This is a genomic window from Nonomuraea sp. B12E4 (assembly GCF_039871825.1).
Classification (GTDB): Bacteria; Actinomycetota; Actinomycetes; order Streptosporangiales; family Streptosporangiaceae; genus Nonomuraea.
The window spans coordinates 857,422-870,950 of sequence record NZ_JBDPME010000001.1 but is presented as its reverse complement, the minus strand read 5'-3'; the positions used below and the strand labels follow the sequence as shown (position 1 = coordinate 870,950).

The 13,529-nt window shown below is 73.4% G+C and carries 12 protein-coding genes and 1 pseudogene; 7 read left to right on the top strand and 6 right to left on the bottom strand.

All coding sequences use genetic code 11. From position 1 onward, the window contains the following. The first annotated feature begins 3 nt into the window (after positions 1–3). The 4 genes from ABGB18_RS04030 (at position 4) to ABGB18_RS04015 (ending at position 4,190) form a co-directional block, all read left to right on the top strand. Positions 4–756, top strand: a complete 753-nt coding sequence (locus ABGB18_RS04030) for a FadR/GntR family transcriptional regulator (protein WP_347693937.1) — start codon at positions 4–6, stop codon at positions 754–756. Positions 757–786: 30 nt separating this feature from the next. Further along, entirely contained in the window at positions 787–1,743 is a 957-nt protein-coding gene (locus tag ABGB18_RS04025) for an adenylate/guanylate cyclase domain-containing protein (protein WP_347694296.1), read from the top strand. Between the two features lie 161 nt (positions 1,744–1,904). Continuing rightward, positions 1,905–3,422 (top strand): acyl-CoA synthetase, encoded by a 1,518-nt coding sequence (locus ABGB18_RS04020; protein WP_347693936.1) that lies wholly within the window; start codon positions 1,905–1,907, stop codon positions 3,420–3,422. Between the two features lie 126 nt (positions 3,423–3,548). Next, positions 3,549–4,190 (top strand): SAM-dependent methyltransferase, encoded by a 642-nt coding sequence (locus ABGB18_RS04015; protein ID WP_347693935.1) that lies wholly within the window; start codon positions 3,549–3,551, stop codon positions 4,188–4,190. Here the strand turns inward: ABGB18_RS04015 and ABGB18_RS04010 are convergent. Beyond that, positions 4,187–4,501, bottom strand: coding sequence for a DUF6596 domain-containing protein (locus ABGB18_RS04010; protein ID WP_347693934.1), 315 nt, complete (start codon positions 4,499–4,501; stop codon positions 4,187–4,189). The genes ABGB18_RS04015 and ABGB18_RS04010 overlap by 4 nt on opposite strands. A 157-nt stretch (positions 4,502–4,658) precedes the next feature. On the opposite strand from ABGB18_RS04010, the gene ABGB18_RS04005 reads away from it, so the two are divergent. After that, entirely contained in the window at positions 4,659–5,195 is a 537-nt protein-coding gene (locus tag ABGB18_RS04005; RefSeq protein ID WP_347693933.1) for a hypothetical protein, read from the top strand. Here the strand turns inward: ABGB18_RS04005 and ABGB18_RS04000 are convergent. The 5 genes from ABGB18_RS04000 to ABGB18_RS03980 all read right to left on the bottom strand — a co-directional run bounded on the left by ABGB18_RS04000 (position 5,179) and on the right by ABGB18_RS03980 (position 11,241). After that, a complete protein-coding gene (locus ABGB18_RS04000; RefSeq protein ID WP_347693932.1) occupies positions 5,179–6,825 on the bottom strand; it encodes a benzoate-CoA ligase family protein in 1,647 nt (548 codons plus the stop codon). The genes ABGB18_RS04005 and ABGB18_RS04000 overlap by 17 nt on opposite strands. 107 nt (positions 6,826–6,932) lie before the next feature. Beyond that, a complete protein-coding gene (locus ABGB18_RS03995) occupies positions 6,933–7,769 on the bottom strand; it encodes an NUDIX domain-containing protein (protein ID WP_347693931.1) in 837 nt (278 codons plus the stop codon). 78 nt (positions 7,770–7,847) lie between these two features. Beyond that, on the bottom strand, positions 7,848–9,479 hold the full coding sequence (locus ABGB18_RS03990; protein ID WP_347693930.1) for an anibiotic ABC transporter efflux pump: 1,632 nt from the start codon (positions 9,477–9,479) through the stop codon (positions 7,848–7,850). Next, positions 9,476–10,369, bottom strand: coding sequence for an ABC transporter ATP-binding protein (locus ABGB18_RS03985; RefSeq protein WP_347693929.1), 894 nt, complete (start codon positions 10,367–10,369; stop codon positions 9,476–9,478). Before ABGB18_RS03985 ends, ABGB18_RS03990 begins: the two co-directional genes overlap by 4 nt. Before the next feature lie 35 nt (positions 10,370–10,404). Continuing rightward, positions 10,405–11,241 carry an oxidoreductase gene (locus ABGB18_RS03980; protein ID WP_347693928.1) on the bottom strand — a complete coding sequence of 279 codons (837 nt, stop codon included), beginning with the start codon at positions 11,239–11,241 and terminating at the stop codon, positions 10,405–10,407. Between ABGB18_RS03980 and ABGB18_RS03975 the strand changes: the two are divergent. Together ABGB18_RS03975 and ABGB18_RS03970 are read left to right on the top strand one after the other, a co-directional pair. After that, positions 11,198–11,659: pseudogene (locus ABGB18_RS03975) on the top strand (helix-turn-helix domain-containing protein); the annotation flags it as partial. The gene ABGB18_RS03980 and the pseudogene ABGB18_RS03975 overlap by 44 nt on opposite strands. Before the next feature lie 641 nt (positions 11,660–12,300). Next, entirely contained in the window at positions 12,301–13,485 is a 1,185-nt protein-coding gene (locus ABGB18_RS03970) for a glycosyltransferase (RefSeq protein WP_347693927.1), read from the top strand. The last annotated feature ends 44 nt before the right edge of the window (positions 13,486–13,529 follow it).

Below are 13,529 nucleotides of genomic sequence, written 5' to 3'. Positions count from 1 at the left end.
TGCATGGGTGGTCCGCGCTTCGAGCCGGTGCGTGCCGTGCGCGCGTACGAGCGGGTCGTCGAGCAGGTCGAGGAGGCCATCGAGAGCGGCTCCCTGTCCCCGGGCCAGCGGCTGCCCAGCGAGCGGGAGCTGATGGTGCAGTTCTCCGTCAGCCGCTCGACCGTGCGCGAGGCGCTGCGGGTGCTGCAGGCGCGCGGCCTGGTCCGATCGCGGCCCGGCGATCCGAACGGGGCGGAGGTGCTGCCGTTCACGCCCGCCGCGTTACACAAGTCGATGACCACGCTGGCCAGGGTGGCGGAGCTGTCGCTGGCCGAGCTGGTGCAGTTCAGGATGGTGCTGGACTCCTCGGCCATCCTGCTGGCCACGCGGCTGCGCGGCGAGGAGCAGCTCGCCGAGATGGACGCGGCCGTGGCACGCATGCGGGAGGCGGTGGAGGCCGGCCACGACGCGTTCGGGGCGGCCGACGTGGCCTTCCACGACGCGGTGGCCAGGGCGAGCGGCAACAAGCTGATCCAGGTCTGCACCGACGTGGTCCGCTCGATCGTGCTGGGCCTGATCTCGGAGAAGATCGCCGCCGCGCCCGACCGGGTGGCGCTGATGCGGCAGAGCATCAGGCACCACGAGGACGTGGTCGCGGCCGTACGCGCCGGGGACGGCCCGCTGGCGGCACGCCTGTCGAGAAAGGCGATGTACGACTACTACGCCGGCTACGTTCCGGCCGACGAGCGTTCCGCCCTGCGGGCGCTCCTGGAGTGATCTGGCCCACAGGGTGTTATCTTGGCGCCCGTGGATGGGGACGGGGTGCTGGAGACCTTCCTGCGCGCGCCGCGCCGCTACACCAGCCACCAGGTCGCCGAGATGGCGGGGGTGCCGGTCTATCGCGCGCGGCGGTTCTGGCGTGCCCTGGGTTTCGCGAACGTGGCCGACGACGCGGTCGAGTTCACCGACGCCGACGTCGAGGCGCTCAAGACGCTGGTCGGCATGGTCACCTCGGGCGTCTACGACGAGGAGCACGTGCTGCTGCTGGCCCGCTCGCTCGGCACGGCCACCACCCGGCTCGCCGAGTCCCAGGCCGAGCTGGGCGTCGAGGCGCTCGACGGGGCGGGTGTGCCGCTCGCGGAGCGGCCGCGGGCCTGGCGCAGGCGGGCCGAGCGGGTGGTGCCTGACCTGGCGCGGCTGCTGGTCTACGCCTGGCAGCGGCAGCTCGCCGTGGCCGCCGGGCGCATCGCCGCCCAGGACATGAGCGCCGTACGCCTGTCGGTCGGGTTCGCCGACCTGGTCGCCTTCACCCGGCTGAGCAGGCAGATCACGGCCGCCGAGCTGGCCCGGCTGATCGACGGCTTCGAGGGCCGCTCGGCCGACATCGTGACCGACACCGGCGGCCGGGTGATCAAGACGCTGGGCGACTCGGTGCTGTTCGTGGCCGACCAGTCGCACGTGGCGGTGGAGATCGGCCTGCGGCTGCTGGAGACGCACAAGCGCGGCAGGGACATGCCCGAGCTCCGGGTGGGGCTCGCCTCCGGGCCGGTGATCTGGCGCATGGGCGACGTGTTCGGCACCACGGTCAACCTGGCCAGCAGGCTCACGGCGCTGGCGCTGCCCGGCACGGTGCTGGCCGATCCGGAGCTGGCCGAGGAGCTGGAGGGCGATCGGGCCTTCCGGCTGCGGGCGGTGGACCGGCTGTCGGTGCGGGGGCTGGGCGAGCTGGCGCCGTTCACGGTCATGCGCGCCGGCTCGCACTGACGCCAGGCTCGCGCGGGTCTCGCGGGCCGCGCCGCGCTGACCTCCCGCCTGCTCACGGGCTCGCGTCGCGGTCGGCGCGACGCGGGAGGCGGCGGCTCGCGGTGGTCTTCACAGGTTAGGATCACCCGAACATCGTTCTGCCCACAATCGGAGGGTGTCGGATGATTCGTCAGCATGCCATCGGTGACCTGCTGCGGCGCTCGGCCGCGCGCTACCCCGCCAAGACCGCCGTCGTCTACGGCGACCTGCGCCAGAGCTACGCCGACCTGGACCTGACGGTCAACCGCACGGCCAACGCGCTGGCGGCCCGCGGGGTGGGCAAGGGCGACAGGTTCGCGTTGTTCAGCCACAACAACCACGCGTTCGTGGTGACGTACCTGGCCCTGGCGCGGCTGGGGGCGATCTCCGTGCCGATCAACTTCATGCTGGGGGCCGAGGAGGTCGCGTACGTGCTGGAGCACTCCGGCGCCACCGGCATGCTGGCGGAGGAGGCGCTGCTGCCGGTCGCCGCGGCGGCGGCGGGGCCCGCGGTGTCGGTGCGCGGCGTGATCGGCTCGGCCGGGGGCTGGGAGCCGTTCGCCGCCTGGGCGGCCTTCGAGGACGCCGCCGAGCCGGGTGTGGAGGTCGCCGACGACGACCCGATCCAGCTCATGTACACCAGCGGCACCGAGTCCCGCCCCAAGGGCGCCACGCTGTCGAGCCGCGGCCTGATCTCCCAGTACGTCACGTGCCTGGTGGACGGCGAGATGCGGCACGACGACGTCGAGGTGCACGCCCTGCCGCTCTATCACTGCGCGCAACTGCACTGCTTCCTGACGCCCGGCCTCTACGTGGGCGCCACCAACATCATCCTGCCCGGCGCCGACCCGGGCACGATCCTGGCCACGATCGAGGGCGAGCGCGCCACGAAGCTGTTCTGCCCGCCCACCGTCTGGATCGGCCTGCTGCGCCACCCGTCCTTCGGCCGCCGGGACCTGTCGTCGCTGCGCAAGGGCTACTACGGCGCCTCGATCATGCCGGTGGAGGTGCTGAAGGAGATCGCCGCGCGGCTGCCGGACGTGCGCCTGTTCAACTTCTACGGCCAGACCGAGATGGCGCCCGTGGCCACGATCCTCGGCCCGGACGAGCAGCTCACCCGGCTCGGCTCGGCCGGGCGTGCCGCGCTGAACGTCGAGACCAGGATCGTGGACGACGCGGACCGGCCGGTGCCGCCCGGCGTGGTCGGCGAGATCGTGCACCGCGGCCCGCACGCCATGCTCGGCTACTGGAACGACCCGGCCACGACCGAGGTGGCCTTCCGCGGCGGCTGGTTCCACAGCGGCGACCTGGGCGTCATGGACGCCGACGGCTACCTGGCGGTCGTGGACCGGAAGAAGGACATGATCAAGACGGGTGGCGAGAACGTGGCCAGCCGCGAGGTGGAGGAGGTCATCTACCAGCATCCGGCGGTCGCGGAGGCGGCGGTGTTCGGGGTGCCGGACGCGAAGTGGGTGGAGGCGGTGACGGCCGCGGTGGTGCTGCGGGAGGGCGGCGGGGTGACCGCGGAGGAGCTGATCGGGTTCCTGCGGGGGCGGCTGGCCGCGTTCAAGACGCCCAAGCGGGTGGTGTTCGTGGAGTCGCTGCCGAAGAACGCCTCCGGCAAGGTGCTCAAGCGCGAGCTGCGCGCCCTGTTCGGCTGACGCGTTTCCCCGGCGTCACCTGGGACGATCTGCTCCGCGGCGCAGGCGTACCACTTCGCTCAGCGGGCATTCCCTTTCGGCGACGACTTCAGGGACGCGGCGCGCGTCCCACCGAGAGGGGGCCGCATGCCGAGCCTGCCCGAGATCATGCACCGTGCGTTCTTCCGGGCGCTGTCCCTGCTGTCACCGGCGGGGCAGGAGGTGGTCCTGCGCCGCTACTTCGACTGGCGGCACCGGGTCCCCGATCCGTGGCGGCTCGCGACCGACGGCTACGAGCAGGAGAAATACCGCTCGACGCTCAGGCAGCTCCCGGCCCGGCCCTATCGGCGGATCATCGAGGTGGGCTGCAGCGAGGGGGTGTTCACCCGGGCGCTCGCGGCGGCCTACCCCGAGGCCGAGATCATCGGGGTGGACGTGTCGGAGCGGGCGCTCGCGCGGGCCCGGCGGCGGGTTCCGGAGGACGGGCGGGTGCGTTTCATCCGGGCCGACATCCTCACCCACCGGGCCGAGCCCCGCTTCGACCTGGTGTTCTGCTCCGAGACGCTCTACTACCTGGGCCGCCACGAGCGGCTGTGCCGCGCCTCGGCGCAGCTCGGCGGCCTGCTCGGGCCCGGCGGCGTGCTGGTGGCGGTGCATCCCTGGCCCGAGGCCGCCCGGCTGCACCGCTATCTGGACGCGCACGCGTCGCTGTCCCGCCTCACCGAGCAGGTCCACACGGCCTGCGCGCGACCATTCGCGGTCACCGTCTACGGCACGCGACCGGGCTAGCCGTCAGCCTTCGCCGGGGCTTCGAGGGCCGCCAGGCGGCGGCGCAGGTGGGCGCGTTCGGGCTCGGCGCCGGCCAGTTCGAGTGCCCGGCGGTAGGCCGCGTAGGGGCCGGGCGGGCCGCCGGTCAGCGCGGCCCGCACCAGGGAGAGCCCTTCCTCGATCATCGAACGGTCCCAGCGGCCGCGGTCCTGCTCGTCCAGCAGCACGAGTTCGCCACCCGCTCCGGTACGGGCCGCGCGCCGCGCGTGGATCAGCAGCATCAGCGCGAGCAGGCCCGCGACCTCGCGTTGGGTGGGCAGCAGGATGTCCACGAACGGGATGCGCCCCGATGGACACCGGCCGGACGGAATTTTCGGGTGAAGGGAGATGCCGTACGAGTCCGGTAATGTCCGCTGCCATGGCAGACGACCCCAGGCGCGATTCCCCGCCGCTTCCCGTTTCCGCCCCGGTGGCACTCGGCGGGGACGCATGACGCGGGATCTGACGGACGAGGTCCTCGCGCTCCTGGCCCCCCACGTGCCGCGCCGTCCGTTCTGGGCCCTGGACTGGGCGGTGATCGAGACGGAGGTGGGCCACCGGCTGCCCACCGACTACAAGCGGTTGTGCGACCACCTGCCGCCCGGTCGTTTCCGGGACTTCCTCTGGCTGCGGCACCCGCTCGGCTCCCACGGCGGCGGCCTGCTCGGCGAGGAGGCGGAGCTGATCGACACGGTCCGGGAGCTGGCCGGCGTCTCCGAGTGGGAGAACATCCCCGGGGACCTGGACGCGGCCACGATCCCCGGCCTGCTGTATCCGTGCCTGCTCACCGACAACGGCGACACCGGCTACTGGCTCGCCGCCGGCGACGACCCCGACGCCTGGACCATCGTCCTCCACGTGGGCAAGGAGCTCTTCAGCGGCCAGGGCACCGGCCTGTCGGAGCTCCTGCACGACTTCCTCACCGACGAGGAGTTCTTCGGCAGCGTCCTGTCCGGTGACGAGCCCCTCTTCACCTCTGACCTGTGACCCGCCGGTGGGCGACGCGTGCCCGGCCTCTCTGGGCTTCGCGCTTGCTCAGCAGCTCGGCGGCGATGCGGCGGACGACCACGCGCTGGATCTTCCCGGTCGCCGTCTTGGGCAGCTCGTCCAGGACCAGCACCTCGCGCGGGCGTTTGAACGAGGCCAGGCCGTCCCGGCAGAAGGCGACGAGTTCGGCGGCGTCCACCGCCCGGCCCGGGGCGGAGACCACGCACGCCACCGGCTTCTCCAGCCCCTCGCCGTCGATGTAGGCCACGACGGCGCACTCGCCGACCGACGCGTGCTGCAGCAGCCGGCCCTCGACCTCCATCGGCGACACCCAGATGCCGCCCGACTTGATCATGTCGTTGGAGCGGCCCAGGCACTGGTAGAAGCCGTCCTCGCCGCGGATGTACGTGTCGCCCGTGCGCAGCCACTCGCCCTGGAACACCTGGCGGGTGGTGGCCGAGCGGCACCAGTAGCCGTCGGCCACGGAGTCGCCGCGGACGTACAGGTGGCCGGGCTCGCCGTCCTTGACGGGGGCGCCGAAGTCGTCGAGCAGCTTGGCCTCGTACCCCGGCACGACGGTCCCGGAGCTGCCGGGGCGCACCTGGCCAGGGCGGTTGGAGATGAAGATGTGCAGCGCCTCGGTGGAGCCGAGGCCGTCGAGGATGTCGGTGCCGAAGCGGCCGGTGAACCGGCGGTAGATCTCGGCGGGCAGGGCCTCGCCCGCCGAGACGGACAGGCGTACCGACTGGAAGGCGGTGTCGGGCGCGTCCGCGGCGAGGAGCGCGGCGAAGAACGTGGGGCCCGCGAAGAACAGCGTCGGCCGGTGCTCGCTCACGCCGGCCAGCACTCCGGCGGGCGTGGGGCGGGCCGGGTCGAGGATGGTGGTGGCGCCGGCGGCCAGCGGGAAGAACATGGAGTTGCCGATGCCGTAGGCGAAGAACAGCCTGGCCACGGAGAGGCACCGGTCCTCCGGGCGGATGCCCAGGACCTGGCGGCCGTAGGTCTCATAGACGTCCCGGATGGCGCCGTGGCGGTGCATGGCGGCCTTGGGCGCGCCGGTGGTGCCCGAGGTGTAGAGCCACAGGGCGGGGGAATCGCGCCAGGTGTCGTACGCGGGGGCGGGCCCTCCGCCGGTCTCCGTCAGGTCGGACCAGCGGCGGATGCTCACCTCGGAGGTCCCGCCGGATCGCCCGGCCGGGTCGCCCGGCGCAGTCCCGGCGGCGTCCGTGAGCACGAGCACCTCCACCTCGGGCGCTTCGAGCAGCGCCTCCCGCACGGTCGGCTCGAACTCGGGCGTGGCCACGACGACCCGCGCCCGCGAGTCCCGGACCAGCGCCCCCAGCTCGGCGCCGTTGTACATGGTGGACACCGGTACGGCCACCGCGCCCATCCGCATGACGGCCAGGATGGTGATCACCGTCTCGGGCCGGTCCGACATGACCAGCAGCACCCGCTCCTCGGGCCTGACGCCCACGTTCCGTAACCCGGCGGCCAGGGCGGCGACGTGCGCGGCGAGCTGCGCGTAGGTCGCCGCGCCCGCGGGGCCGGTGAGCGCGACGTGATCCCCTCGGCCTGCCTCGACCTGGCGGTCCACGAGATAGACGCTGGCGTTGAACGACTCGGACGTCATTGGCCGACCTCATCCGCAGGCGGACATGTGTAGAGAAATCTTCTACACAGGGACGATGCCCCGTCAATGACTTGTAGCATTGCCGGGGCTCCCGCCCGTGACCCGCGTCAGTCTTCCGCCGGCCATCCGTGGAGGGCGAGCGGAACGCGGTCGAGGATGTGCGCGATGGCCGCCGCCGGATAGTCGATCATGTCGGGTGGCAGGGCGTTCATGGGCCACCAGGCGAGTTCTGAGCATTTGTCCGGCTCGGCGTTGTAAGGCTCGCCGGCCCAGGTGCCGGTGCTGAAGAACAGGCCGAGACGTTCGGGGGCGCGGTGCATGACGTGGACCAGGGTCAGGTGGGCGGGGTCGATCGTCACGCCCAGCTCCTCCTTCGCCTCCCGGACGGCCGCGCCGGCCACCGATTCGCCCGCCTCGAGGTGGCCGGCGGGCAGGTGCCACAGGCCGTCGCCGTAACCGGTGCCGGAGCGCCTGCCGAGCAGCACCTCGCCGCCCGCGGCGGCAGGACCGGGGGCGTGGCGGCGCAGCAGGATGTGCACGTCGACGATGGGCCGGAAACGGTCGGCCGCCACCGGTTCGGGAGCCGGATCGAAGCCGGGGGTGGTGGGTGACGGGGCCGGGCGGCGGTCGAGGGCCTGGATCCATTTCACGGCCACGGCGGCCGCCTGGACGAGTTCGGCGCGCAGCCGGTCCGGGTCCGACTCCGCGAACGCCTCCAGGATCTCCTCGGCCAGGATGTGCCGCCAGGTCAGGGTGCCGGCCCTGGCGGAATCCTCCGTCTCCTGGCGGGCCTGGTCCGAGTCGGTCTCCCGCGCCGGGCCGCCGGTCCCGTCGGGGAGCACCTGCATGCCGAATTTCGCGTCCTGGGCCGACCGCTCCGCCGCCACGTCCGCCAGAACCCTCGCCAGCGAGCCCGGTACGCCCGCGTCCCCGTCGTGTATCACCGTCCCAGTGTGACGCAGGGGACTCGCCGGCTCGGACCGCCGACCTCGATGGCGGTAAACCGCAAACGCGGGCGCCGCTCAGCCGGTGGTGAGGTCGCGGCGGCGCAGGCCGTACAGGCCGAGGGCCGTCAGGATCGCGGCGAGTGCGGTCAGCACCGCCATGGCCACCGGGGCGGACGCGCTCAGCGGGGTCCAGGGCAGGTGGGACAGCACCGAGGTGTCGACCACCCAGTCCGGCAGGCCCGCGTACGGCCCCAGGACCGTCACGAACCCGCTGTACACGAGCACGACCCAGGCCAGGCCGAGGGCCCGCGGGGCCAGCCCCAGCAGCGCGGCCGGGACGGCGAGCAGCACCAGCATCTCCGGGACGCGGACCAGGCTCGCCCGGGTGGCCTCGCCCACGTAGGCGGGATCGCCCGTCGACAGGGCGGCGCCGGCGCCGAGCCCGGCTCCGTACACCGCCGGCAGGACCACCACGGCCAGGGCGGAGACCAGCAGCCACGCCCCGAACCAGGACACTCTGCCGGTCGGCCCGGCCAGCACGGGACCGGTACGGCCGCGCACCTCCTCCGTCCGGAGCCGTAGCACCGACAGCACCGCGAAGACGGCCGTGTAGAGGGAACCGGTGAACACCATGAGGCCGATCCAGGCTCGCCCGGAGTCCGCCCCGGCCGAGAAGACGGGCAGGTCGGTGGTCAGCATGCCGCCGGTCATGGCCCCGAGGACGAGGCCGACGGCCAGGTACGCGGCCGCCCACCAGCCGACGGCCGCCCGCTGGAGCCGCAGCGCGAGCGTGAACGGCGAGCGCACCCAGGCAGGCGCCGTGGCGCGGCCGGGACGTGGGGCCACCAGGGAGGCGCCGAGGTCGCGGCGCTCCGCCAGCGCGTACGCGCCCGCGACCAGGAGCCCGGCGAGCAGGACCGGCAGGCCGAGCGGCCACCAGCGCTCGTCGGCCAGCACCCGGGTCTGCTGCGGCCAGCCGATCGGCGACAGCCAGAACAGCGGGCCGCCTTCCCGGCTCTGCAGCGCTCCCGCCCCGCGCAGCATCCAGGCCCCGGCGAGCGCCACGCCCGCGAGCCCGGCAGCCCCTCTGGGGTGCTCGGTGACCTGGGCGGTGACCGCGGTGAGCGCGCCGAACACCAGCCCGGCCGCGGCGAGGGAGGCGCCGAACAGCAGCGCGCTGCCGGCGGGGAAGCCCGCGGCGGCCGCCGCGGCGGCGGTGCAGAGCGCGAGGGCGGCGTTGCCGGCCAGCGCGAGGAGCAGCGCCGCGGTGAGCTGGGCGTGCCGGCCCACGACGGCCGCCCGGATGAGCTCGGCCCGGCCGCTCTGCTCCTCCGCCCGGGTGTGCCGGGTGACGAGCAGCAGGCTCATCAGCGCGGCGGCCAGCAGGAACTCCACCCAGTAGGCGACCAGGAAGTACTGCTGCGAGGTGCCGGCCGTGTCCCCGAAGACGGGCCCGGCCAGGGCCTTCATGAACGAGCCCTGGACCATCCGGGTGGCCTCGTACCTGGCCTCCGGCGTCGGGGCGACGACGGTCGTGGCCGCGCCGTAGAAGCGCGGGACGAGGGCCGTGATGCCGAGCACCCACAGGGGCAGCTTGATCCGGTCGCGGCGCAGCGCCAGCCGGAACATCGCGCCGGTGCCGGTCAGGGGGGCGCCCGCCGCTCGCGATCCGGTGCGGCCACGCGCCCGGGACAGCGTGGCGGTCATGCCGCCGCCCCGTTCCCGTAGTGCCGGAGCATGAGCTCCTCAAGTGTCGGCGGGTGGCTGACCAGCGAGCGGACGCCGAACCCGGCCAGGTGCCGGACCGCGGTGTCGAGGTGCCGGGCGTCCACGCTGAACCGCACGGTCCCGTCCACGGCCTCCGGCTCGTGGACGCCGGGGAGCAGGTCGAGGCCGGTGACCGGGACGGCCGTGCTCGCCTCGATCGTCGTGCGGGTCAGGTGCCGCAGCTCCGCGAGCGTCCCCGACTCCACGGCCCGCCCGTCCCGGATGATGGTGATCCGGTCGGCGAGCCTCTCGACCTCGGCGAGGATGTGGCTGGACAGCAGGATGGTACGGCCGGCGTCCTTGGCCTCCGTGACGACCTGCTGGAACACCGCCTCCATCAGCGGGTCCAGACCGCTCGTCGGCTCGTCCAGGATCAGCAGCTCCACGTCGGCGGCCAGCGCGGCGACGAGGGCGACCTTCTGGCGGTTGCCCTTGGAGTAGGTACGGGCCTTCTTCTTCGGATCGAGCCCGAACCGCTCGACCAACGCGTCCCGGCGCCCGGGGTCGAGCCCGCCGCGCAGCCGGCCGAGCAGGTCGATGGCCTCGCCTCCGGTGAGGTTGGGCCACAGCTCCACGTCTCCCGGCACGTACGCGAGCCGCCGGTGCAGCGTGACGGCGTCCGCCCAGGGGTCGCCGCCCAGCAGCCTGGCGCTGCCGGAGGTGGCCCGCACCAGGCCCAGCAGGATGCGGATGGCGGTGCTCTTCCCCGCGCCGTTGGGGCCCAGAAGGCCGTGCACCTCCCCGGCGGCCACGGTGAGGTCGAGCCCGTCGAGCGCGCGGGCCCGCCCGTAGGCCTTGACGAGCCCGGAAACGGCGATGGCAGGGGTCATGGGTTTCTCCGATGGCGGGTGTGGTGGGATGCGGCTCATCGCCGTGCCGGTTCCGCGGCCCGGGTCACCGCCGCGTCGAATTCGCGGTCGGTGAGGGTTCTGCCCAGGTTGAGGAGTTCCTCGGCCCGCCAGCCCACGACGTAGCGGGTCTCCGGCCGGGCCGACTCGACGGCCTGCCGGATGGTGACCGCGACCACCTCGGGGTCCGAGGCCGGGCCGTCCCCGGCCGCTCGCGTCTCGGCCGCGTGCGCCATGGCCTCGGCCTGCTGCCGGTAGGCGCCGCTCCCGGAGATCTCGCGGAGCTGGCGCGCGGTCCCGGCCTCGAAGTCGGTCTTGATGATGCCGGGCTGGACGACGACGACGTCGATGCCGAAGGCCCCGACCTCCATGCGCAGGGTGTCGGAGAAGGCCTCCAGGGCGTGCTTGGAGGCGTAGTACCAGGCGCCGAGCGGCAGGGCGATCTCGCCGCCGACCGAGGACACGTTGACGATGACGCCCGAGCCCCGCTCCCGCATGTGCGGCAGCACGAGTTGCGCCAGCCGGGCCGGCGCGAACACGTTGACCTCGAACTCGGCGCGCGCCATCGCCAGGGGCGTGTCCTCGACGGCGCCGTGGAGCACGGCTCCGGCGTTGTTCACCAGGACGTCGATGCGCTGGTGCGCGTCCAGGACGGTACGGACGGCCCGTTGGAGGTCTTCCTCCTCGGTCACGTCCATCGGCAGGGCGTGGCCTCCGGCCTCCTGGATCGCCGCCATCCGGTGGACCCGGCGCGCCGCGCCGTAGACGGTGTGGCCGGCGCGCAGGAGCTCGAGCGCGGTGGCGTGGCCGATGCCGGACGAGGCACCGGTGACGAGACAGATCTTGGCGGTCATGGCAGGTCCCTCCGCGGAACGACGATCGTTCACGCAAGGGGAAACGCTACGGATGCGTTTGGGAATTCAGCAAGCCAGAAAGCCTGTTTCAGCAGGTCATAGGCGTTCAAGTGGCGCAATAGCGAGTGCTGGAAATGCAACACCTCGCTGCCGATTGTCACAATCGGTGCTCTCGGCCGCATACTTGTGCGGACGCGACGACCAACCGCCGGGAGGGCGTATGCCGGGAGGCCACCTGACGTACGAGGATCGCCGCAAGATCGCCGAAGGGCTGGCGGAAGGGCTCAGCTACGCGGAGATCGCCCGGCGGCTGGGACGGCCGAGATCGACGGTCGGCCGCGAGATCGCCCGCAACGGCGGCCCGCACGCCTACCGCGCGGCCCGGGCGCAGCAGGCCACCGGATGGCGCGCCCGCCGCCGGATCCCGCCACCGAGCGCCCCGGCGGCCCCGGACACCGGCGCGCGCGACCCCCGGGCGGTGCGGGAGCTGGAGGAGAAGCTCACCGCGATGCTGACCGAGGGCGGCGGGGTGCCGATGATGGCGGGCAGGGTGATGGCCTGCCTGCTCACCAGCGACTCCGGCCACCGGACCGTGGCCGAGCTGGTCGAGTGGCTGCAGGTCAGCCCCGCCTCGATCTCCAAGGCCGTCCGCTGGCTCGACGGCGTCAACCTCCTCAGGCGCGAGCGCGAGGACCGGCGCGAGCGCTACTTCGTCGACGAGGACGTCTGGTACCGGGCGTGGGTGCTGAACAGCCGCACGATGACGAAATACGCCGACACGACGGAGGAAGGCGTCGAGGTCCTCGGCGCCCACTCCCCGGCCAGCGCCCGGCTCCGGGCCGCGAGCCGGTTCTTCCGGCTCCTCAGCCGCGACATGGCCCAGGCGGCCGAGCACTACCGGCAGATCGCCTCCGCCCCGGGAACCGCCCCCTCCTGATCGCGGCCGGGCCGAAACTCCGCGGACCGCTCGGGGCCGCTCCGGTAGTGAGGCCGCCACTCCAGGTAACCTAGGGTTCCAGGATGCGTCGGGTGTCCGGATTCGGGGGGAAGGGAGCCGGCGTGCGTGTGTTGTGCACCGTCACGGGGTCGATGTCACACGCCCGGGCCATGTTGCCGCTGGTGTCGGCGCTGGCGGAGGCCGGGCACGAGGTGCTGGTCGCGGCGCCGGAGCTGCCCGCGCCCATGCTGTCGGGCCCGGCGGTGACGGTCGCCCCGATCATGGGCGACCCGGCCGGCCACACTCCCCTCACGCCGTGCCCGATCGACGAGTTGTGGTTCAAGATCTTCATGGGGCCGCTGCTGATGGCGGACTTCGCGGCGCTGATGCCCCTCGCCCGGGACTTCCGGCCCGACCTGATCGTGCGCGACGGCGGTGAGCTGGCGGGCCGGCTGGTGGCCGAGGCGCTCGGCGTGCCGCTCGTGGTCGCGCCCTCGGGCGCCGCCAACCACATCAACCCGGCCATCCTGCTGCCCGTGCTCAACGAGCGCCGTGCGCGGCTCGGGCTGCCCCGGGCCACCGAGCCGTACGCCGTCAACGGGTTCGGCCGGCTCGACTGCATGCCGCCCGAATACTCCTTCGACGCCTACCCGGCCAAGCGCACGCTCCTCTACCGGCAGCCCGCCGTCGTCGACCCGTCGGAGTCGTGCCTGGAGGAGTGGGCGGGCGACCTGCGCACCGGCCGGCCGCTCGTGCTGGCCTCCGTGGGCACCGTGCTGCCGCACCTGCCGCACCTGCCGCCGCCGCGGCCCGACGGGGCCACGCCGGACCGGCTCTTCCAGACCGTGGAGCTGCTCGACGCCATCATCACCGGGTTGTCGCGGCTGGACTGCCACGCGCTCGTCGCCACCGGGGGCCTGCCGGTGCAGGCGCCGCCGCCGGGGAGCGACGTCCGCGTCGTGGCGCGTTTCCCGCAGCCCACGCTGCTGCCCTACGCGCGGCTGTTCGTCACGCACGGCGGCTACAACAGCGTCCGGGAGGCCGTGGCGGCGGGCGTCCCCATGGCGGTGCTGCCGCGCTTCGGCGACCAGCCCCGCAACGCCGAGCGGATCCGGCGGCTCGGGCTGGGCGACCGCCTGCCCGGCGACGACCCCGCCACCATCTCGGCCACGTGCCGCCGCCTGCTCGGCGACTCACGGACGATCGCCCAGGCCCTCAACGCCCGGCAGCGCATGCTCGCCCTGCCCCCGGTCGAGACGATCGTCACCGACCTCGAACAGGCGGCCCGCTCCGGCGCCACGTCCTGAGCGGCGGCCGTGGGGCGGGCGAGCGGCGCGGAGTCCCGGCGTCT

Excerpts from the sequence above, each read along its gene's own strand:
- ABGB18_RS03985 (WP_347693929.1), bottom strand. The coding sequence starts at position 10,369 with ATGACCCCTGCCATCGCCGTTTCCGGGCTCGTCAAGGCCTACGGGCGG.
- ABGB18_RS03980 (WP_347693928.1), bottom strand. The coding sequence starts at position 11,241 with ATGACCGCCAAGATCTGTCTCGTCACCGGTGCCTCGTCCGGCATCGGC.
- ABGB18_RS04030 (WP_347693937.1), top strand. The coding sequence starts at position 4 with ATGGGTGGTCCGCGCTTCGAGCCGGTGCGTGCCGTGCGCGCGTACGAG.
- ABGB18_RS04015 (WP_347693935.1), top strand. The coding sequence starts at position 3,549 with ATGCCGAGCCTGCCCGAGATCATGCACCGTGCGTTCTTCCGGGCGCTG.
- ABGB18_RS03990 (WP_347693930.1), bottom strand. The coding sequence starts at position 9,479 with ATGACCGCCACGCTGTCCCGGGCGCGTGGCCGCACCGGATCGCGAGCG.
- ABGB18_RS04000 (WP_347693932.1), bottom strand. The coding sequence starts at position 6,825 with ATGACGTCCGAGTCGTTCAACGCCAGCGTCTATCTCGTGGACCGCCAG.
- ABGB18_RS04005 (WP_347693933.1), top strand. The coding sequence starts at position 4,659 with ATGACGCGGGATCTGACGGACGAGGTCCTCGCGCTCCTGGCCCCCCAC.
- ABGB18_RS04020 (WP_347693936.1), top strand. The coding sequence starts at position 1,905 with ATGATTCGTCAGCATGCCATCGGTGACCTGCTGCGGCGCTCGGCCGCG.